This is a genomic window from Chryseobacterium sp. T16E-39, assembly GCF_002216065.1.
In the GTDB taxonomy this organism is placed as follows: Bacteria; Bacteroidota; Bacteroidia; order Flavobacteriales; family Weeksellaceae; genus Chryseobacterium.
Genome location: NZ_CP022282.1, coordinates 1,132,342 through 1,154,077, shown reverse-complemented (window position 1 = coordinate 1,154,077; position 21,736 = coordinate 1,132,342). Strand labels below are relative to the sequence as shown.

Genomic DNA, 21,736 nt, shown 5'->3' with positions numbered 1-21,736 from the left:
GGTTGAGAGTTTGAGGGTTTGAGGGTTTGAGGGTTTCGGGATACGAGGTGCGAGGTGTGGGTATATGTTTCAAGTTTATATTCAGCGTATAACAACAAAACTTGAACCTTGTATTGCACAACTAATCCTCAGCTTTCCACTTTCAATTCTCAACTTTCAACTTTCTACAGCTTTTTAGCACTTACCAGAACATTCATTCCGGAAAGAAGCTTTTCATTGTCTTTATTATTGTCTAAAATGATTCTTACAGGGAATCTTTGCTCTATTTTTACAAAGTTTCCGGTAGCATTGTCTGGTTTAACCAGTGAAAACTGAGAACCTGATGCTGGAGATACAGAAACTATTTTTCCTTTGAATTCAGTGTCAGGAAATGCGTCTGCTTCAATAATGACTTCTTGTTTTTGATCAATCTGTCCTAATTGGGTTTCTTTATAATTGGCAATAATCCATTTTTCCTTACTGACAATTTGAACCAAAGCTTGTCCTTCTTTAATTAACTGTCCTTCCTGAATAGTTTTTTTTCCAACCCATCCATCGTAGGGTGCGGTAATTACGGTATATGATAAAAATAGTCTTGCATTATTAAGATTTGCAGAACTTTGCTGGATCTGGCTTTTAGCTGGTGCTACTTTTGTTTTTTGTTCATTGGCCCCTGCTCTTATGGCATTTTTTTGCTGTTCTAATGCTAATAGATTAGCTTTCGCCTGATCATACGATGCTTTTACATTTTCAAATTGCTGTTCAGTTGCAGCATCCTCTGCAACCAGATTTTTATATCTTTTATAATCCTGTTCTGTTCTCCATATATCAATTTTGGAAGAAGCGATTTTTGCATCGATAATTTTGGTGTCACTTTCTTTAGTATTGACACTACTTTGAATCGTCGTAATGTTTTCAGAGTTGACATGGAGGTTAGCCTCTGCCATTTTTACCTGGTTGACAAATTCACGGTTGTCAACAATGATTAAGGTGTCTCCTTTACGTACAAACTGGTTTTCATTGAATCGGATTGATTTAATAAACCCTGAAACTTTGCTTGAAACTGGGGTGATGTATTGCTCGATCTGTGCATCATTGGTTGTTACATTCTTTCTTGAAAAAAGATAAAAACTTACCATTCCTGTGATTCCGCTTATGATCAGAATCCAGGCTAATAAAGTAATCGATTTATTGATTCTTTCTTCTTTTTTAGTCAGTTGCTTCTTAGTCATAATTTTATAAATTTCCAATGGTATATTGAAGTTGGTAGTATTTTAATTGTCGGTTGATTTTTACAGAGATAAGGTTGGATTGTGTTTCCAGATACGTATTGTCGGCATCGATAAGCTCTGTAATAAGACTCAGCTTATTGGCATATTTGGTTTTAACAATACGATAGTTTTCTTTAGCCTGAATAATAGCTTCTTCAGCTATTTTTACTTTTTGATCAGTTTCTTCAAATTTTTTGTAAGCCTCATAAACAGAGTGCTTCAAGCTTTCTTCTTTCTCATCAATCTGTAATCTTGCAAGGGCTATGTTTTCCCTTGCTTCCTGCATTTTGTATTTATTTTTATACAGACTTTCAATAGGATACGTGAGATTAACACCCACCATGCTTAATCGATACGCATAAGGCTCAGGTGGAAAGAACATCATATTGGGATATTTAAGAAAATATTCACCACTGGCAGTGATTTTCGGAAGGTAGTTGGCCCTTACTATTTTCTGATCCAGCTCTTTTAAAGAAAGATTTTTCTTTGTGATTTCAACCGTCTCATTTTTTAATAAGGCTGTTTCAGTGAGTTCGTTGATGTAAGGAATCTCTGCATTATCAGAAATGAGATCTTCTGTTTCAGCATGCATCTCCTGGGTATCAGAAATAAAAAGAACTGTTTTTAACTGATGCTCGGCTATTTGGATATCATTATTAAGTTCTGTCCAGCTCATTTTATGATTGGAAAGCTGCAAAGAAGTTCTCAATACTTCATTAAAAGTAACGACACCATTAGCTTTCAGGGCTTTTACCTGTTTAATATTTACAGAATCTTCTTTCATTTTTTCATTAATAAGATCCTGTTGTTCTTTTAAATGATGGATTTGAAGAAAAGCTGTGATGATCTGCATTTTAAGAACCCTCTCGTCAAGATGGGTCTGTAATGTTGAAATCTCAGTCGAAATAGATGCTTTTTTTTCGGTATTTTTAATTCTACCTCCCATATACACTGGAATAGATGCAGAAAGCGTAAAATCATACATTCCGTTGATTACATCATATTTAGTGGCTTTGCCAAATACTCCATTTTCATGTTGAAAAAGATTAGATACCTGCGTATAGCTGGTGTGAAATTCGATGTCCGGTAATTTTTCCATTTTAAGGTCTTTTTCCTTGGTCTCGGACATGGTCTGTTTAAGATGACTGATCAGAATATTTTTATTATTCTTTAAGCCTAGTTCTAGCGCTTGCTGAAGACTGAGATGTTGATAATCGATCACTTGTGAATGTAAAGAACTGCTTATCAATAATAAGCACAACGCAATCCAGTGATATCTGCGTGTGCTAAATATCATTTTCATAAATAAATTAAAGTTTTTTTGCTAAATTGATTTTGATATTGCAAAGGTACGAGCTCTCTATGGGGACGTGATTTGTTAAAGGAGAAAAAGATTTGCTCATTTGTGCCAAATGAAAATATTCTTGTTACCTTTATCTCATGAATGATAGTCATTTTAAAGCAGTAGAGGAAGAAGATGCAGCATTTTATGTATACCATGTTCTCACCGGAAATATAAAAACAGATATCCATAATCACAGTTCTGCACAACTAGTATATGCAGAAGGGGGTATTGTCCATATTTTTACAGAACTTAAACACTGGTATCTTCCTGCCAGATGCTTTATGTGGATCCCTGCCGGAATCCCTCATTATATCTTTACATCAAGTCCAAAAGTAGATTTATATAATTTTTACTTTAAAAAAGACAGCGATGAAAATGGCTTCTTTGATGAAATTAATATTTATTCTGTAAGCCATTTACTCAGAGAGATGATTTTATACACAAAAGACTGGGATGGGAAAATCACAAAAAATGATGGTTCAAAATATTACTTTCTCAAAGCTCTTAAAGGAATTCTTCCGGATAAAAGAGATAAAAAGCTGCCATTCCCTGTTCAACACCCTTTCCCTGAAGACGAAACTTTATTAAAAGTAGCAAAATACATTCATGCTAATCTTGAAAAGAACCTGACTATTGAATCTACAGCCAAAGAATTTGGAATGAGTACCAGAACTCTATCGAGAAAGTTTAAAGAAATTTTAGGGATGAATTACGTTCGTTTTTTACGTGCTTTAAGAATTACCCGCTCATTGGAACTGATGCTTGAAGGAAAATATAATATGTACGAGATTGCGATGATGGTAGGGTATAATAGCCTTTCTTCTTTTAGCAATATCTTTAAAAAGGTGATTGGAGTTCCGCCAACGGAATATCAACAAAAATTGAGAGGTGAGTAGGAGATTGGATTTGCTTTAAAGGTGCGGGATTCGAGATTCGGGTTAGGGGTTAGTTTGGGGTATAACCACGGGACTCTTATGATGTAGCTGAAATTCATTGTATAAAAAGAAAAAAACCACTTCAGATGAAGTGGTTTTATATGTTTCGAGAAATCTCGTTATTCTTAAGCTTCTTCTGATTCAGTTTCAGCGGGCTTAGTAGCTTCTACTTTTTTAGGAGCTGGAGCTACTACAGGAGCATCAGAAACAACATCAAATTCGAAGTTGTACTCTACATTTCTGTGTAATCTGATAATAGCAGTTACTTTACCAGTTCTTTTGATTGTATTTCCTGGGATTTTGATGTATTTCTTTTCTACTTCAACACCAGCTTTAGCAAGAGCTGCAGAAAGATCAGAATTGTTGATAGATCCGAATAATTTATCACCAGATCCTACTTTAGCAGGAATAGTAACGTTAGTTTTCTTTAATTGGTCTACTACAGCATTAGCAGTAGCGATTAATTTAGCTTCTTCTTCTTTTCTAGCTTCTAAAGTAGCTTCTAAAGCTGCTTTGTTTTTTGGAGTAGCTAAAAGAGCAATTCCCTGAGGAAGTAAGAAGTTTCTAGCATAACCAGGCTTTACGTTTACTGTGTCAAACTCAAGTCCTAAGTTTTCTACGTCTTTTTTTAAGATAATTTCCATTGTTGTTGTCCGTTTTAGAGTTCCGAGCTCCGGAGTTTATTTTCCGGGATTCTCTTTCCTTCGTTAGAATTTATAAATTAATTCAGCAACAAAAGAAGAAGGCTCGCCTTCTTCTTTTATTTATTTTTTGTAAGTCTTATTTTAATAAGTCAGCTACGTAAGGCATTAAAGCAAGGTGTCTTGCTCTTTTGATAGCAGCAGAAACTTTTCTTTGGTATTTTAAAGAAGTTCCAGTGTATCTTCTAGGTAAAATTTTACCTTGCTCGTTTACGAACTGTAATAAGAAATCAGCATCTTTATAATCTACATGCTTAATTCCGAATTTTTTGAATCTACAATATTTCTTTTCAGATTTTGTGTTGATATCAAGTGGAGTAAGGAATTTTACTTCTGATTCTCCTCCAGCTGAGGCTTGTTTAGCCATTTCATCTATTGCCATGTCTTGTCTTTTTTAATAATGGGTTAATAATTAAGCTTTAGCTACTTTTACTTTAGTTCTTCTTGTAATAGCATAGTCAATAGCATGCTTATCAAGTTTTGTAGTAAGGTAACGAATTACTCTTTCGTCACGTTTGAAAGCTAATTCTAAATCAGCAACGATAGTACCCTCTCCTTTAAACTCGATTAAAGTGTAGAATCCGTTCTTTTTCAATTGGATCGGATAAGCTAATTTTTTTAATCCCCAGTTCTCTTTAGCAACGATTTCGCAGTTTTTCTCTTTTAAAAGAGTTTCAAATTTTTTTACTGCTTCCTCCACCTGTGCGTCAGATAGAACGGGAGTTAAAATGAAAACAGTTTCGTAATTGTTCATAATGTTAAATGAATTTATTAATTATTTCGAGGTGCAAAAGTAGTGAAAGTATTTTAAGTATGCAATAGTTGATGGAGATTTGTTTGTAATGGAAGTTTGTTATAAGATGCGAGATACGAGGTTCGGGTTTGAAGTTGTAGCTCCAATTGTTATTTTTTGATCTGATTTTTAAGCTTGTTACTCGGATTCCGGCCCCCTAATCTAAAAACCTCGAACCTCGTCTCCCGTAACTCTAAAACTCATCTCTTATTCTTTCTCACTCCTTATTTCTTTGAGAAAATTCATTTTGATCACATCATAAAGTGAATGTCGGCTTACTAAAATTGAAGCAATTGAAGACATCATGCCGGCCAGCATTAAATGAAAGATCAGAGAATGCCTGTCTGTCATCTCAAGAACGATAATGGCAGAGGTAAAAGGAGCCCTGGTGATTCCGGTAAGAAAGGCAACCATTCCTGCCAAAATAACAACATTCGTTTCGTTTTGGGTCAAATGGATTACTCCTGAAATTACCGATCCTATACTTGCACCAGCCGAAAGAGCAGGAGCAAATATTCCTCCGGCACCACCAGAAGTAAAAGATAGGGCAGGACCCAGCATTCTTAAAATAGGAACATACCAATCTTCGTGTTTATCTTTCGTAAAAAGCACCCGTTCCATGATTTCTTTTCCCGAACCTAAAATTTCTCTGTTAATAAAGTAAGCAATTGAGGCAATAATAAGTGCGCAAACGACCAGGAATAATACATTGGCTCTGTCTGTTTTAAGATTTTTCTTTTTCCATCCATTCATTTTAAGCATCAGGACAGAAAGCTGACTTGCAAGGATTCCGGAAACAGCTGCTACAAGAATGATAGGGAGCATAACCATTAAAGAAACATCATGTGTTTTAGGATAGCCTAAATATAAATAGGAACCTGCCAAGGTCTGAGCGGTTAATCCGGCAATGATAACAGCAGTAAAGAGAGCTGTTTTAAAATAATTAATATGTGTCTTTGATAATTCCTCCACCGCAAAAACAATACCTCCAAGTGGGGTATTAAAAGCAGCAGCAAGCCCAGCTGCGGCACCTGTCATGATCATATTCTTTTTAGATATTTTAGGCCACCATTCGGGAAGATATTCATTAACTTTTCTAAATATCGAACCCGCTATCTGAATAGTGGGACCTTCGCGACCAACTGCACCTCCTCCAATAACCAGTATCACAGAGGATATAATTTTAAAGAATATAATTTTAATGCTTAAAAGACTCCTGATTTTTCTGTGTTCTTTAGGGTTAGCCAGTTCTACAGCAGCCATTACCTGGGGTATTCCACTTCCTTTAGCATTGGGGGCAAATTCTTTTACCAACCACCAGGAAAGCACAAAACCAATAGGGGCAATAATGAAGATCATCCATGAATGCCAATTAAAAATGATGTTTAGAAGGCCTTCGCCCCATGCAAAAATTTTCGCATAGAGAACTGCAAAAAAGCCTGTAATCACCGAGCCTACCCAAAAAGGAATAGCCTGAAGCAAATTGTTTTTCAGCTGTTCATTGCGGATGTTGTCAAAAGATTTTTTGAGGCCTGTTCGAATATAAATAAAAACTTTACGCATTTTATCCGGGAATGTGAAATTTGTATAGTTTCTGTAAAGCTTTGATTTTGATAAAAGATAAAGTGGGAGGTGGTTTTATAACATTTAATTTCATCATATAAAGTTTGTTTTAAAATTAATACTATTTAATTTAACTTCCAACAAATCAGGGATTACATAAATGATTTATATAAATTTGTATTTAGTGCCAAATTTTTTAAATAATAAATAAAGATATGCTTGAAATTTTTAAAAAAAATCCGAATCTACCTGCAATTTTTGTTTGTTCTTTTTTTGTAATTTCTCACCTCCTATTTTTAATAATGAATGGATTTCTGACTAATGAGTTTTTTGATACCTACCATTATGTCCTTGCATTAAATCTGTTTATAATCCTTTTGGGAACTGTTTTTTCAAAACGAAAAATTACCAGAATATTTCTTATTGTCTTTTTCTTTTGCATTTTGATTTTTCTGATGGTCTATGGAATTTTTGCATTTTGGGTTATCTCATTATCAGGGGCTAAAAATTAAAGCATAAATTTTTAATTAATTGATATAAAAAAACCTCCGATAAATCGAAGGTTTATATGTATGATCAATTATTAGAACTAATCAATAATTATATTTCTGTATTCAGATCCCAGTTTTGAAGGTAATCATGAACGTGCTTCAGGAACATTCCTCCTAATGAGCCATCTACTACTCTGTGATCATAAGAGTGAGACATAAACATTAACTGACGGATTGCAATAACATCACCATCTTTAGTTTCCAATACAGCAGGTTTTTTTACAATAGCTCCGATCGCCAAAATAGCAACCTGAGGCTGAGGAATAATAGGAGTTCCCATCAAGTTTCCAAAGCTTCCTACATTAGAAATAGTATAAGTAGCCCCTTGTGTATCTTCTGGTCTTAATTTCTTATTTCTTGCTCTGAAAGCTAAATCATTGATTGCTTTTGCTAAGCCTGAAAGAGAAAGCTGGTCTGCATTTTTAATAACAGGAACAATCAGGTTTCCATCAGGAAGAGCTGTTGCCATACCAATGTTGATGTTTTTCTTTTTAATGATGTTATCACCATTTACAGAAACGTTAATCATTGGATAGTCCTGGATTGCTTTTACAATTGCTTTTACGAAAATTGGCATGAAGGTAAGTTTTTCACCTTCTCTTTTTTCGAACAGATCTTTATGTTTATTTCTCCATTTTACTACGTTCGTAACGTCTGTTTCAATGAAAGAAGTAACATGTGGTGCAATGTGTTTTGCTTTTACCATGTTTTCAGCGATGATCTTTCTCATTCTATCCATTGGAATGATCTCGTCACCTGCTGCAACTGATACAGGAGTAACAACAGGGGTTGTTGCTACGGGTTGTGGAGCTGAAACAACTTGCTGAGCTGGTACAGCCTGAGGCTGATTGCCTCTGTTGTTTACATATGCTAAAATATCTTCTTTAGTAATTCTTCCTTCTAAACCACTTCCTTTAATGGTCTTTAGCTCAGATTCAGAAATGTTTTCTTGTTGGGCAATTGATTTTACAAGAGGGGATAAGTATAAATCTCCTGAAAATTCAACGGTAGAATTCCCCGTTTTTAATGGTTCTTCAATCGTTTTTAAGACTTCAGTGTCTGGAGTAGAAGCCGGAGCTTCTGTTTTAGCATCTTCAGTAGTCGTATTTCCGCCTTCTCCTTCAATTTCTAAAATAGCAATGGCTTCACCAACTTTCGCAACTTCATCCTTTTGCTTTAAGATTTTCACAATTTTTCCCGAAACTGGTGTGGGAACGTCTGAATCAACCTTATCTGTTGCAATTTCTACTACGGAATCATCCTCCTTCACCTGATCACCCTCATTGAATAACCAAGTGATAATTGTAGCTTCCATAACACCTTCTCCCATGGAAGGAAGCAATAATTTGTACTCTGCCATTTTTATTTTTTAGATTTTGACAAATATATAAAAAAAATCGGTTTTTTTACGGAATATATAATTTTACAGAAATTCTATATAAATATTCCCTCCTACATTCAGTCCAAACAAACTTCTGGCACCATTTTTTTTACTTCCCTTGTAAATCGTAAGCTCCAAAAACTGACTGTCATTAAAGATAGCCGCGGACTGTCCGTGAAATTCAGTTTCCCTGTTCCATTCTGAAACAACTTCTGTATGACTGGAGAATATTTTTGACAGACTTAAGTTCCTGAATTTTATAGTGAAATTTTCGTGTCCCTTGCCTGCCGCTTCAAAGAAATCTTTATTGATATTTGATATTATATTTCCGAAATTATCAATATACATTACCTCACCAATGATCATCTTTTCAGCTTCATTATAAACAGGTTTTGGGAATAAAAGCTCTTTGGCATTTTTTATTTTTCTGCCAATTACCTCAGGTAATCCTCCATTTGCTAGATGTACAGCTGCCGGAACGAAAATATCTGTTGAAGTGAAATTGATAACATCATCAAATCTGTTATTTAAAGTGATCTCATATATAGCCTCAGGTTTAATGTCAAAAAAGACAAGACTTAATAAACCATTATCTGCAGCTAAAAAATAGGATCCATCAGCTTTGTACAGGATATTTCTTCTGGATTTATGATAAAAGCTGTCCACGGATATAATATGAATACTTCCTTTTGGAAAATGTTTATAAGCATTTCTTACGATATACGAAGTTTGTATAAGGTTGTATGCCTGAATCTCGTGAGTAATATCAATTATATTGACCTCAGGATTTAATGAAAGAATCTTGCCCTTCACAGCTGAGACCCTGTAATCTAAATTTCCGAAATCCGAAGTAAGCGTAATAATTGACATTTTTGTAGTTGTGGAATAATACTAGTCTTGCAAATTTATTTAAAATAAAGGAAAATTGTGTGGTTATAACTCATAAAAAATAATAAAAATACAAGCTGTAAGGTGATATGACTCTCGATCTATAATCTAATAAAATACCTTTCTCTAAATTAACGGAAGTTTGTGAAGAATGTGAAAAGTTGTTTCTTTCTCATGACTAAATGTAAATGATAGGCTGAATCAAATGCTTGTTTGCATGCAATTCTATGTAAAATAGTATTTTATATAATTAAAGGATAGGTATTTGTGCTGTAAGGTGGATAAATTAAGCTTGTGGATAACAAAATTAATATAAGTTTGAAAAAAAACTCTAAATTTAGAACTAATAAAAAAATGCTTACATGTTTGAATTAACATATGATTTGGAAGATATCGATGTGAAAATCTTCTATGGAGTTAATAACCAATATTTCAATTTATTAAAATCAAGCTTTCCGACCCTTAAAATTACTGGTAGAGATCATTCTATTTTAGCAAAAGGAAATCAGGAAGCTTTAGATATATTTAGACAAAGACTTGATGATATTGTAAAATTTATTTCAAAAAACAATTATATCGACCTTAAGGATGTTGAAAATATCCTCAATATTAAAGATGAAAATGAAAAACATTTGATCTTTGATCAGGATATTATCGTAAAAGGGGTAAACGGTAAAATTATAAAGGCTAAAACAACTAATCTTAAAAGGCTGGTAAAAGAAACAGAGAAAAAAGATATGGTTTTTGCCATAGGACCTGCAGGTACAGGTAAAACTTATACTAGTGTAGCTTTAGCGGCAAGAGCCTTAAGGGATAAAGAGGTTAAAAGAATTATCCTTACAAGACCTGCAGTAGAAGCAGGAGAGAGTTTAGGGTTTTTACCGGGAGATCTTAAAGAAAAGCTTGATCCTTATTTGCAGCCTTTATATGACGCCTTACGGGATATGATTCCACATGAAAAGCTGGAAGGCTTCATGGAGAAAAAGGTTATTGAAGTGGCTCCATTGGCTTTTATGAGAGGTAGAACTCTGGATGATGCTTTCGTTATTTTAGATGAAGCTCAGAATACCACGCATGCTCAGATGAAAATGTTTCTCACCAGAATGGGGATGAATGCTAAATTTATCATTACAGGAGATCCTACTCAGATTGATTTACCAAGAAATCAGCAATCTGGACTAAAAGAAGCGATGAGAATTTTACATGGTGTCAACGAAATCGGGTTTGTGCATCTCACAGAAGAAGATGTTGTAAGACACCCGGTCGTTAGAAAAATTATCCTTGCTTATAATGATGAAGAAAAAAGATTGCGAAACGATTAATTTTAATCATCTTAATTGAGCTAAAAATGTACTCAATAATATAATATAAAACCACTTACTTCGTAGGTGGTTTTTTTTATCCGGGTTTTAACGGGTTTTGAAATGAAAAATAAATGTTAATTTTGTGAATTAATCAAAACTATTAAAAAATGAAAAAACTATTAGTATTGGGCGCATTTGCGCTTTTAGGTAGTGCAGTAAGTGCACAAGAAGGTTTTAAACTAGGTGGACACATTGGAATTCCTGTTGCTGATGCCAGCGATGTTTCATCATTTACTTTAGGTGTAGATGCTGCTTATATGTGGAATATTACAAAAGGTCTTGATTTAGGGGTTGCTTCCGGATATTCTCATTTCTTTGGAAAAGATAACTTTGATGATTTTGGATTTATTCCTGTAGCTGTTTCAGGAAAGTATAAGTTTTCAGGTGCTCCTATTTTTGTGGGATTGGACCTTGGATATGCTATTTCTGTAAAAGACGGTGTAGATGGAGGTTTTTACGCACAGCCTAAATTTGGATATCAAATGTCTAAAGGAGAACTGTATATAGGATATCAAAGTATAAGTAACAGAAGAGATTTTGGATGGTATAGAGAAACCTTAACGGTAGGTGCTGTAAACATTGGGTACAATTTTTATCTAAGATAAAATTATTAAAAATACTAGATTTTAAGAACTCCGATTGAATAATTGGAGTTTTTTTATTCAAAAAGTTGTGAAAAAATTAACACTTTATTATAAGTGCATTTTTTTCTTCGAAAAACCGAGTATTTTAGGATGATATTAATCACATTAACAAATTTTAATATTCGCTTAGGCCACTGTACATTTGCTCTAAGAAAGTATTAAAATTTTTTAAAATGAAAAAATTATTATTAGCGAGTGCTATTGCACTTTTCGGTTTATCTAATGCTCAGATTGCAAAAGGAACTGCATATTTATCAGGATCTGTTGGTTATTCTCAAGAAGAAAGCGACAATGGTAACTACAAAAAAGAAAACTTCAACGTATTACCTACAGTTGGATATTTCGTAGGAACAAACTTGGCAGTTGGAGTTGGAGTTGGATACCAGACTGAAAAAACTACTCAAACAACTACTTTGGCATTACCAGGTGCTACAAATGTAACAGAGAGTATCGTTAAAAAACCAGCTTTTGTTGTTGCTCCTTTCGTAAGAAAATATTGGACTTTAGGTGATAAATTATATATTTTCGGACAATTAGCAGTGCCAATGCAATTTGGAAAAACTGAAACTGAAAACAATTCAGTAACTACTAACGGTACTACTACAGTTTCAAACTCAACTTCTACTGAAGCTAAATACACTAAAATCGGTGTTACTGTGAAACCAGGTTTAGATTATTTCTTAAACAAAAACTGGTCTATCGAAGCTACAATCGGAGAGTTTGGTTACAGCAATTATAAGCCGAAAGATGGTGATGCTACAAACAATTATAACTTCGGATTGAATTTATCTTCAGTAACTTTCGGAGTTAAGTATGTTTTTGCTAAGTAATTAACAAAGCATTTATAAGACAAGAGCCCTAAGATTTATTTTAGGGCTTTTTTTTTACATTAAATAACTTTTTTATATAAAACAATCATGAAAAAAATCTTATTAGCATCAGCTGTCGCTTTTTTTGCGAGTATGAATGCGCAAACTAAATTTGGGGTAAAGGCAGGGTATGCTTTATCGAAGTTAGATTCTAACGAAAATAATATTGAATTTGATGGAGTAGAAGGAAACCTAAAATCAAAATCTGGATTTTACGTAGGAGCTTTGGTTGAACATAAATTCAATAATAAATTTGCTGTTCAGGGAGAAGTTCAATATGCAAATTTAGGAGGGAAGGCTAAAGTATCATTTCCCGGTGGTGTTACAGTAACGGAAAAACTAAATTTTAACAGAATTGTAATTCCTGTATCAGCAAGATATTATGCAACTCCGGAATTAGGAATTTATGCTGGTCCATATGTGAGCTTTAAAACCAATACCACAGCAAAAATTGAAGTAAGTGGGGCGATGGGAAATCCTCAGGCGATCAGTCAGGGCGAAGAATATCTTGAAAGAGCATTCAATGATAATTTGAAATCCACTGATTTTGGGCTTTTCTTTGGTGCTGATTATGATGTATACAAAGGATTATTTATAGATGCACGTTATAGCTTTGGGTTGACGAATATGATCAAAGATCCTGTACAAGGTGAAAAACTGAAAATGAATTTCTTCCAGATCGGATTGGGATACAAATTCAAATAAACAAAAAAAACTCTCAGAATTTCTGAGAGTTTTTTATTTATCTTGATTGGGTTATTTTCCAAACATTCCACCCATTCCCGGCATATTCGGCATTTTGCTCATCATCTGCATCATTTGCTTCCCTTGAGGACCCTGCATCATCTTCATCATTTTACCCATCTGATCGAACTGTTTCATCAATTGATTTACATCTTCAATTTTTCTTCCTGCACCTCTTGCAATTCTCTGTTTTCTCTGAGTATTGATTATAGATGGTCTTCTTCTCTCGTCTGGTGTCATAGAATAAATGATGGCTTCAATATGCTTGAAAGCGTCATCACTGATTTCTACATCTTTGATGGCTTTTCCAACCCCTGGAATCATTCCCATTAAGTCTTTCATGTTACCCATCTTTTTGATTTGGTTAATCTGCTTTAAGAAATCATCAAAACCAAACTCATTTTTAGCGATTTTCTTATGAAGTTTCTTAGCTTCCTCTTCATCAAATTGTTCCTGAGCTCTTTCTACCAGGGAAACAACGTCTCCCATTCCTAAGATTCTGTCGGCCATCCTTTCCGGGTAGAAAAGATCTAAAGCCTCCATTTTTTCTCCTGTAGAAATAAATTTGATTGGCTTTTCAACCACAGAACGGATTGTTAAAGCAGCACCCCCTCTTGTATCACCATCTAATTTAGTTAGAACGACACCATCAAAATTCAAAGCCTCATTAAATGCTTTTGCCGTATTTACAGCATCCTGACCTGTCATGGAGTCTACAACAAATAAAGTCTCCTGAGGTTTGATAAAGTAATGAACTGATTTGATTTCGTTCATCATCTGCTCGTCAATCGCTAGACGTCCCGCTGTATCCACGATTACGACGTCATGACCATTTGATTTTGCAAATTTGATTGCATTTTCGGCAATTGTGGATGGGTTTGTAGCACCTTCTTCCGTGTAAACAGGAACTCCAATCTGGCTACCCAAAACTTTAAGCTGGTCTATCGCTGCAGGACGGTAAACATCACAAGCAACCAATAGAGGTTTTTTATTTTTCTTAGTATTTAAAAAATTGGCCAGTTTTCCGGAGAATGTAGTTTTACCAGAACCCTGAAGACCTGCAATTAGAATTACTGTCGGTTTTCCGGAAAGATTGATTCCTTCCTGGGATCCTCCCATTAGATCTACCAATTCGTCATGAACGATTTTGGTCATTAGTTGTCCCGGAGTAAGAGAGGTAAGAACGTTTTGTCCTAAAGCTTTATCCTGAACTCTTTTAGTAAGATCTTTTGCTACTTTATAATTAACATCGGCATCCACCAATGCTCTACGAATTTCTTTTACGGTTTCCGCGACATTGATTTCTGTAATTTTTCCACGTCCGGAAATATTATGAAGTGCTTTATCTAATTTATCCTGTAAACTATTAAACATATTAATTGTAAATTATAGTTTGCAAAAATAAGGAAATTTTAATAATATATATTATATAGACTATGGAGATTTGTTTTGCTTAATAAATTATAATTCTATTTTTGCAAAATGAATATTTGGAATAGTCTCATTATTGTATTTTTAATAATAGTCCTTAATAGTATTGTCTATATACTGTTTAAAAGATATTTATATGGAAAGCCAGATGCCGGAATGAAATTTCTTGTGGTTAATCTTTCTAAAGATGTTGTATGGCTTATTGTTTCGTTACTGATCATTGATAAAACGAAGACTGATTTTTTGTTTATTGTCATCTGCTTTATCATCGCTTCATTCCTTATATATTTATCTATAATAAAACTGATTAACAAATCTTGACTTTTTTGATGATAAAAATCAATTTTTAATATTGGTAAAGTTTAATAAAATCGATATATTTGCACACGATTAAAAAAGAGATATGAACAGAAAAATTTCTTCATTATTTTTCGCATTTTTATTTGTGTTTATTAGTGGTTTAGCTAATGCACAGCACGAATCTGAAGGTGAGAAGGCAGCTGAAAAAGTAGAGCATACAGAAGCAGAGAAGGGCTTTAATGCTACCAAAATGATCATGGAACACATTGGTGATTCTAACGAATGGCATTTATGGACTACCAAAGATGATAATGGGGAAGAGCATCATGTTTCAGTTCCATTACCGGTAATTATTAAAGATAATGAAGGATGGCATACTTTCCTTTCTAGCAATATTGCTCATGGTCATGAACATGATGGATATACTTTAGAAGAAGGACAAGTTGTTTCTACTAAAGGAATTGAAAAAGCAACATTATTCGCTTTGATTGGTGGGAAACAAAAATCAAGTGATGTTTATTTCGATCTATCTATTACTAAGAATGCAGCATCAATGTTCTTGTCAGTGATTTTTATGTTGATTGTATTTATTAGCATGGCAAGAAATTATAAAAAATCTCAACTTCCAAAAGGTTTTGGGAAATTAATGGAGCCGGTAATCGTTTTTATCAGAGATGAAGTGGCAATCCCAAATATTGGATCAGTAAAATATAAAAGATATATGCCTTATTTATTAACTGCATTTTTCTTTATCTGGTTTAATAACCTTTTTGGATTAGTTCCTTTCTTTCCTGGAGGATCAAACCTTACGGGTAACATTGCAATTACTGCAGTTTTAGCTGTTATCACTTTATTGATTACTTTATTCAGTGCTAATAAAGATTATTGGAAGCATATATTTATGCCACCAGTGCCTCTGTTGTTGTATCCGATTATGGTTCCAATTGAGATCATCGGGATCTTTACAAAGCCTTTCGCTTTAATGATGCGTCTTTTTGCTAACATTACAGCGGGTCACATTATGATCTTAGCAATTATATCTTTGATCTTTATCTTCAAATCTCCGTTTTTAGGATTTGCATCTGTACCATTAGCATTATTTGTTTCTGTATTGGAACTATTAGTAGCTGCGTTACAAGCTTATATCTTTACTGTATTATCAGCATTGTTTATTGGTATCGCTGTTGCGGAACATGAGCATGAGCACGGACATGAAGAACACGCTCACTAAAAGAGCTTTTAATTTTAAAATAATTTTTAACTAATATAATTTATTTATTATGGATTTATCAACTGGAGCAGGATTAATTTACGTAGGAATCGGTTTAGCAGTACTAGGAGTAGGTCTTGGTATCGGTAAAATCGGTGGTCATGCAATGGATGCTATCGCTAGACAGCCAGAACAAGCTGGTAAGATTCAAGGAGCAATGCTTATTGCTGCTGGTCTTATTGAAGGTGCTGGTCTTATCGCGATCATCTTTGGTGCTTTCATCAAGTAATTATCCTCAAAGAAAATATTCTTAGCAGTGAAGCGGTTGGCTGCTGCTAAGAATTTTAAAAAGATATCCATAAAATTATCACATTAAAAAAAGAATTTACAGATATGGGAATTATTGAACCTGGAATTGGACTTTTGTTTTGGATGACGCTTACTTTTGTTATCCTGTTGTTTCTTTTAGCAAAATTCGCTTGGAAACCAATTGTTAATGCAGTAAATGACAGAGAAACTTCTATTGTTGATGCATTAAATCAAGCTAAATTGGCTAAAAAAGAAATGGAAGATCTTAAAGCTGACAACGAAAGAATTATTCGTGAAGCTAAAATTGAAAGAGATGCTATCCTGAAAGAAGCAAGAGAAATTAAAGATAGAATTGTAGGAGAGGCTAAAGATGTTGCTAAATCTGAAGGAGATAAATTAATCGAAGCAGCTAAACAAACTATCGAAACTGAGAAAAATGCTGCTATGGCAGACATCAAAACTCAAATTGGTGCTTTATCTGTAAACATCGCTGAATCTATTTTAAAGCAGAAATTAGAGAACAACGAAGCTCAGAACGAGTTGGTTCAAAATTATTTAAATAAATCTAATCTTAACTAAGAATGCTTACATCTAAAGTAGCTAAAAGATATGCACAAGGTTTACTGGATTTTACAAATGAATCCGGGCAAACAGCTACTGTGTTTTCTGAAATGAAAGATGTAGTGAAGTTGATGTCTGAATCTGCGGATTTGAACAAATTCTTCCTTACTCCTTACATTGATGCTAAAAAGAAAACAGAAGTAGCAAAAGAGATTTTTAAAGGTTTATCACTTTCTTCTCAAAATTTAATAACATTGGTTATTAAGCAGGGACGTGAAAGCCAATTGAAGAATATAGCTCAGGAATTTATCAATAAAGTGGAAGATATCAATGGAGTACAAAGAATCACTCTTACTACTGCAACTGAACTTTCAAAAGAAAACATAGATCAAATTTTGAAATCTACTAACTTGGTAAAGAATACTTCAAATTTCGATTTGAAAGTAAATGTAGATCCTAAAATTTTAGGAGGTTACATTTTAAGAGTGGGAGACCAGCAGGTCGATGCATCTGTGAAAAGTAAACTAAATCAGGTTAAAAAAGATTTTCAATTAAATTAAGACAAAAACAACCATACAATGGCAGAAATAAATCCGGCAGAAGTATCTGCGATCTTAAAACAGCAATTGGCCAACTTCGACACTCAATCAAACGTTGAGGAAGTAGGTACAGTTTTAACCATCGGTGATGGTATTGCTCGTGTATACGGGTTAGAAAACGTACAATACGGAGAGTTGGTTAAATTTTCTAGTGATGTAGAAGGTATTGTACTTAACCTTGAAGAAGACAACGTTGGTGTTGCTCTTTTGGGAGAAAGTAAATTAGTTAGAGAAGGAGATACAGTAAGAAGAACAAATAGAATTTCTTCTATTAAAGTAGGAGAAGGAATGTTAGGAAGAGTTGTAGATACTCTTGGTAACCCTATCGATGGTAAAGGTCCTATTACTGGGGATTTATACGAAATGCCATTGGAAAGAAAAGCTCCTGGAGTTATCTTTAGACAACCGGTAACTGAACCTTTACAGACAGGTATCGTTGCAATCGACTCTATGATCCCTGTAGGAAGAGGACAAAGAGAGCTTATCATTGGTGACAGACAAACAGGTAAAACGACTGTTGCTATTGATACAATCATCAACCAAAAAGAATTTTTTGATGCAGGGAAACCTGTATATTGTATATATGTTGCAATCGGGCAAAAAGCTTCTACAGTAGCTCAAATCGTTAAAACTCTTTCTGATAAAGGAGCTTTGGCTTATACTGTAATTGTTGCTGCTAATGCATCAGATCCGGTTCCAATGCAGGTATATTCTGCTATGGCTGGTGCTTCTATTGGAGAGTTCTTCAGAGACACTGGTAGACCAGCGCTTATCATTTATGATGATTTATCTAAACAAGCTGTTGCTTACCGTGAGCTTTCTCTTCTATTGAGAAGACCACCAGGTCGTGAGGCTTATCCTGGAGACGTTTTCTATCTTCACTCAAGATTATTGGAAAGAGCAGCAAAAGTAATTGCTGACGATACGATTGCTAGCCAAATGAATGACTTACCTGAGTCTCTTAGACCTCTTGTAAAAGGTGGTGGTTCATTAACTGCACTTCCAATTATTGAAACTCAGGCTGGTGACGTTTCTGCATATATTCCTACTAACGTAATTTCAATTACAGATGGACAGATCTTCTTGGAGTCTGATCTATTTAACTCTGGAGTTCGTCCTGCAATTAACGTAGGTATCTCCGTATCGAGAGTAGGAGGTAATGCTCAGATCAAATCTATGAAGAAAGTTTCTGGTACGTTAAAACTTGACCAGGCTCAATATAAAGAATTGGAAGCGTTTGCTAAATTCGGTTCTGACCTTGATGCATCTACTTTAGCAGTAATCTCTAAAGGAGAAAGAAACGTAGAACTTCTTAAGCAACCGGTTAACTCTCCACTTCCAGTAGACAGCCAGGTGGCAATGATCTATGCAGGTACTGAAAACTTATTAAGAAATGTTCCAATCAGAAAAGTAAAAGAATTCCAAACGGAATACATTGCTTTCCTAAGATCTAAGCATCCTGAAACTATGGCTGCAATTAAATCTGGAAAAATCGATAACGAAATTACAGACGTTCTTAAGCAAGCTGCTAACGATTTAGCTTCTAAATATAATTAAAAAATTAGTTGATGGTTTTTGGTTGATAGTTGACAGAAATTTCTCAAACTAGCAACCAACAACCGACAACCAACAACTAACCCAATATGGCAAACTTAAAAGAAATACGAGGAAGAATCAGTTCAATTTCATCTACGATGCAAATTACACGTGCTATGAAAATGGTTTCTGCAGCGAAACTAAAAAAAGCACAGGATGCAATCGTGATGTTAAGACCTTATTCTGAAAAACTACAAGAAATCATTCAGAATGTAAATTCTAGTTCGGATCCTGATCAGGTTTCTATTTATGCTCAAAAAAGAGAGGTTAAGAGAGTTCTTTTTATCGCTGTTACTTCAAACAGAGGTTTAGCTGGTGCTTTTAACTCATCTATTGTAAAAGAGCTTAACAATCAGTTTCAGAATAATTCTCAATATGAGATTGAAATTCTTACAATTGGTAAAAAAGCATATGATGCTGTAAGAAGAAGCCGTACTGTATATGCTAATGAAAGTGCCGTTTTTGATAATCTAAACTTTGATGCTGTTTCTAACCTTACAGAAGGAGTAATGGATAGCTTCAAAGAAGGAAAATTTGATGAGATTTATCTGATTTATAATAAATTCATCAATGCAGCTACTCAAGAAGTAACTAAAGAGCAGCTTCTTCCCATCTTGATGCCTGAAACTACAGAACCTCAAGTAGAAACAGATTATATTTTTGAACCTAACAAGAATGAAATTTTGGATAATCTTATTCCAAAATCTATTAAAACTCAGGTTTTTAAAGCTGTTTTGGATTCAGTAGCGTCTGAACACGGAGCGAGAATGACGGCAATGCACAAAGCAACCGATAATGCTCAGGCCCTGAAGAATGATTTAGTAATTTTCTACAACAAGGCTAGACAAGCTGCTATTACGAACGAAATCCTTGAAATTGTTTCAGGAGCAGAAGCTTTGAAAAATTCGTAAGAAAAATATTCAATAAAATAGTAAAGCATCGAGTATATCGATGCTTTTTTTATTATTTTTATTTTATATATCTTTGTAAAAATAAATTTTATATAAATTTCTAAATGGACTCGGACATAGTCAGGCTTTTGTTAGCCTTGTTTCTTGTATTACTTAATGGCTTTTTTGTAGCCGCTGAATTTTCAATTGTTAAAGTTCGTTACTCGCAAATTCAAATAAAAGCCGCAGAAGGTGATTCTATGGCTAAACAAGCAGAGCACATCATAAAACATCTTGATGAGTATTTATCTGCAACACAATTAGGAATTACATTAGCTTCCCTTGCCCTTGGTTGGGTAGGAGAAAGCGCGCTGCATCATATTATTGAAAATGCTTTTATTTCGATTAATTTTGAATTAAGCGCTGCCTCAGTGACTTCAATATCTTTAATAATCAGTTTTGTACTCATTACGATTATGCATATTGTATTTGGAGAGCTTATTCCGAAATCAATTGCGATTCGGAAATCTGAGGCAACTACGATGGCGACTGCAGTTCCTTTGAGAATTTTCTATACCATTTTTAAACCTTTTATCTGGTTAATGAATTCTATGTCTAATGGAGTTTTAAGACTGATGAAAATTCACCCTGCTTCAGAGCAGGAAATCCACTCGACGGAAGAGCTTCAGCTGTTGGTAAAGCAGAGTGCTGATAGTGGTGAGATCGAAGAAGAGAACTATGAGATTATTAAAAATGCATTTGATTTTACAGATCATTCTGCAAAACAAATCATGGTTCCCAGACAAAATATTACATCAATAGATTTTGAAGAAGATATAAGTGATATTATCAACAAGATAATGGATAGTGGTTACTCCAGAATTCCAGTATATATCAATTCTATTGATAATGTTATAGGCATCCTTTATACAAAAGAAATCATCAGAGAATTTGTTAAACGAAAAGGAGAATTAAATCATGATGATCTGAAAACCTTAATGCGTGATGCATTTTTCGTTGTCGGAAGTAAAAAAATATCGGATCTTTTGAAGATTTTCCAGCAAAAGAAACAGCATTTGGCAATTGTTATTGATGAGTTTGGCGGTACTGAAGGTATTATTACATTAGAAGATATCCTTGAAGAATTGGTAGGAGAGATCCAGGATGAGGAAGATGATGAAGACAAAATAGTAGATAAAATCGGAGATAATATCTATTGGGTACAAGCTACTCAACCTTTAGAGGAAATCAATGAATTTTTACCAAAAAGACTTGCTCCTTCGGAAGAAAGCGAATACAATACGTTGGCAGGTTTTATTCTTCATGCCTTAGAGGATATTCCTGTAGAGAACCAGGAGTTTGACCTTGAAAATTATCATTTTAAAATTTTAAAAATGAATAATAAGAGTGTTGAACTTGTTGAGTTGGTTTATCAGGGACCGAATGTAATTAGTGATTTAGCGGATAAATTAGGAGAAGTTTAAATAATTCAAAAATGAATTTTTATAACGGCATAAAAGATTATGAAAATCCAAAACGTCAATACGAAGAAGAAGTCCTTGTATTGGATGAAACGGATGATGTTTATAAACTGATTGTACACAATGACGATATACATACCTTTGATTATGTTATTGATAGTTTAATGGAGATTTGTAAACATACTTTAGAACAGGCAGAGCAATGTACAATTCTGATTCACTATAAAGGCAAATGTACTGTAAAAACAGGTTCACTGGAAGTACTGAAGCCAATGCATGAAAAATTAATTTCAAGGGAATTAACAAGCGAAATAGTATAAAGAAACCCTGG

Annotated in this window: 22 protein-coding genes; 13 read left to right on the top strand and 9 right to left on the bottom strand. The window is 34.2% G+C overall.

The features are described 5' to 3' along the window. Nucleotides 1-164: 164 nt before the first annotated feature. Both CEY12_RS05085 and CEY12_RS05080 read right to left on the bottom strand, forming a co-directional pair. Nucleotides 165-1,211, bottom strand: a complete 1,047-nt coding sequence (locus CEY12_RS05085) for an HlyD family secretion protein (RefSeq protein ID WP_089026660.1) — start codon at nt 1,209-1,211, stop codon at nt 165-167. A gap of 4 nt (nt 1,212-1,215) precedes the next feature. Beyond that, nucleotides 1,216-2,553, bottom strand: coding sequence for a TolC family protein (locus CEY12_RS05080; RefSeq protein ID WP_228409795.1), 1,338 nt, complete (start codon nt 2,551-2,553; stop codon nt 1,216-1,218). A gap of 137 nt (nt 2,554-2,690) precedes the next feature. On the opposite strand from CEY12_RS05080, the gene CEY12_RS05075 reads away from it, so the two are divergent. After that, a complete protein-coding gene (locus CEY12_RS05075; protein WP_089026658.1) occupies nt 2,691-3,491 on the top strand; it encodes a helix-turn-helix domain-containing protein in 801 nt (266 codons plus the stop codon). 164 nt (nt 3,492-3,655) lie between these two features. Here CEY12_RS05075 and rplI read toward each other — a convergent pair whose 3' ends face one another. The 6 genes from rplI to CEY12_RS05040 all read right to left on the bottom strand — a co-directional run bounded on the left by rplI (nt 3,656) and on the right by CEY12_RS05040 (nt 9,389). Next, the gene (gene rplI / locus CEY12_RS05070; RefSeq protein ID WP_089026657.1) at nt 3,656-4,174 is read right to left on the bottom strand and encodes a 50S ribosomal protein L9; all 519 of its coding nucleotides are present in this window, start codon (nt 4,172-4,174) and stop codon (nt 3,656-3,658) included. Nucleotides 4,175-4,310: 136 nt separating this feature from the next. After that, nucleotides 4,311-4,613, bottom strand: a complete 303-nt coding sequence (rpsR, locus tag CEY12_RS05065) for a 30S ribosomal protein S18 (RefSeq protein WP_007844708.1) — start codon at nt 4,611-4,613, stop codon at nt 4,311-4,313. Nucleotides 4,614-4,643: 30 nt separating this feature from the next. Next, nucleotides 4,644-4,985 carry a 30S ribosomal protein S6 gene (rpsF, locus tag CEY12_RS05060; RefSeq protein WP_089026656.1) on the bottom strand — a complete coding sequence of 114 codons (342 nt, stop codon included), beginning with the start codon at nt 4,983-4,985 and terminating at the stop codon, nt 4,644-4,646. A gap of 246 nt (nt 4,986-5,231) precedes the next feature. After that, a complete protein-coding gene (locus CEY12_RS05055; protein ID WP_089026655.1) occupies nt 5,232-6,587 on the bottom strand; it encodes a chloride channel protein in 1,356 nt (451 codons plus the stop codon). 600 nt (nt 6,588-7,187) lie between these two features. Then, on the bottom strand, nt 7,188-8,498 hold the full coding sequence (locus CEY12_RS05045) for a dihydrolipoamide acetyltransferase family protein (protein WP_089026653.1): 1,311 nt from the start codon (nt 8,496-8,498) through the stop codon (nt 7,188-7,190). A 63-nt stretch (nt 8,499-8,561) separates the two neighbouring features. Beyond that, the gene (locus CEY12_RS05040; RefSeq protein ID WP_089026652.1) at nt 8,562-9,389 is read right to left on the bottom strand and encodes an S-adenosyl-l-methionine hydroxide adenosyltransferase family protein; all 828 of its coding nucleotides are present in this window, start codon (nt 9,387-9,389) and stop codon (nt 8,562-8,564) included. Nucleotides 9,390-9,769: 380 nt separating this feature from the next. Between CEY12_RS05040 and CEY12_RS05035 the strand changes: the two genes are divergently transcribed. The 4 genes from CEY12_RS05035 to CEY12_RS05020 all read left to right on the top strand — a co-directional run bounded on the left by CEY12_RS05035 (nt 9,770) and on the right by CEY12_RS05020 (nt 12,989). Then, nucleotides 9,770-10,729: a PhoH family protein gene (locus CEY12_RS05035; RefSeq protein WP_089026651.1), complete on the top strand. Its 960-nt coding sequence runs from the start codon at nt 9,770-9,772 to the stop codon at nt 10,727-10,729. A gap of 149 nt (nt 10,730-10,878) precedes the next feature. After that, nucleotides 10,879-11,376: a hypothetical protein gene (locus CEY12_RS05030; RefSeq protein WP_089026650.1), complete on the top strand. Its 498-nt coding sequence runs from the start codon at nt 10,879-10,881 to the stop codon at nt 11,374-11,376. A gap of 212 nt (nt 11,377-11,588) precedes the next feature. Continuing rightward, nucleotides 11,589-12,245, top strand: coding sequence for an outer membrane protein (locus CEY12_RS05025; RefSeq protein ID WP_089026649.1), 657 nt, complete (start codon nt 11,589-11,591; stop codon nt 12,243-12,245). Between the two features lie 87 nt (nt 12,246-12,332). Beyond that, entirely contained in the window at nt 12,333-12,989 is a 657-nt protein-coding gene (locus tag CEY12_RS05020; protein ID WP_089026648.1) for a porin family protein, read from the top strand. 51 nt (nt 12,990-13,040) lie between these two features. On the opposite strand, the gene ffh is transcribed toward CEY12_RS05020, so the two are convergent. Next, a complete protein-coding gene (gene ffh / locus CEY12_RS05015) occupies nt 13,041-14,402 on the bottom strand; it encodes a signal recognition particle protein (protein WP_089026647.1) in 1,362 nt (453 codons plus the stop codon). 460 nt (nt 14,403-14,862) lie between these two features. On the opposite strand from ffh, the gene atpB reads away from it, so the two are divergent. The 8 genes from atpB (at nt 14,863) to CEY12_RS04970 (ending at nt 21,725) form a co-directional block, all read left to right on the top strand. Beyond that, nucleotides 14,863-15,990 carry a F0F1 ATP synthase subunit A gene (gene atpB / locus CEY12_RS05005; protein WP_089026645.1) on the top strand — a complete coding sequence of 376 codons (1,128 nt, stop codon included), beginning with the start codon at nt 14,863-14,865 and terminating at the stop codon, nt 15,988-15,990. A 49-nt stretch (nt 15,991-16,039) separates the two neighbouring features. Beyond that, nucleotides 16,040-16,258, top strand: coding sequence for an ATP synthase F0 subunit C (locus CEY12_RS05000; RefSeq protein ID WP_007844726.1), 219 nt, complete (start codon nt 16,040-16,042; stop codon nt 16,256-16,258). A gap of 104 nt (nt 16,259-16,362) precedes the next feature. Beyond that, nucleotides 16,363-16,857, top strand: a complete 495-nt coding sequence (locus CEY12_RS04995) for a F0F1 ATP synthase subunit B (RefSeq protein ID WP_089026644.1) — start codon at nt 16,363-16,365, stop codon at nt 16,855-16,857. A gap of 2 nt (nt 16,858-16,859) precedes the next feature. Then, nucleotides 16,860-17,399, top strand: coding sequence for an ATP synthase F1 subunit delta (atpH, locus tag CEY12_RS04990; protein WP_089026643.1), 540 nt, complete (start codon nt 16,860-16,862; stop codon nt 17,397-17,399). A gap of 18 nt (nt 17,400-17,417) precedes the next feature. Then, the gene (gene atpA, locus CEY12_RS04985) at nt 17,418-18,995 is read left to right on the top strand and encodes a F0F1 ATP synthase subunit alpha (protein ID WP_089026642.1); all 1,578 of its coding nucleotides are present in this window, start codon (nt 17,418-17,420) and stop codon (nt 18,993-18,995) included. 86 nt (nt 18,996-19,081) lie between these two features. Then, nucleotides 19,082-19,945: an ATP synthase F1 subunit gamma gene (gene atpG / locus CEY12_RS04980; protein WP_089026641.1), complete on the top strand. Its 864-nt coding sequence runs from the start codon at nt 19,082-19,084 to the stop codon at nt 19,943-19,945. A 104-nt stretch (nt 19,946-20,049) separates the two neighbouring features. Beyond that, a complete protein-coding gene (locus CEY12_RS04975; RefSeq protein ID WP_089026640.1) occupies nt 20,050-21,408 on the top strand; it encodes a hemolysin family protein in 1,359 nt (452 codons plus the stop codon). An 11-nt stretch (nt 21,409-21,419) separates the two neighbouring features. Beyond that, the gene (locus tag CEY12_RS04970; protein ID WP_089026639.1) at nt 21,420-21,725 is read left to right on the top strand and encodes an ATP-dependent Clp protease adaptor ClpS; all 306 of its coding nucleotides are present in this window, start codon (nt 21,420-21,422) and stop codon (nt 21,723-21,725) included. Nucleotides 21,726-21,736 lie beyond the last annotated feature (11 nt).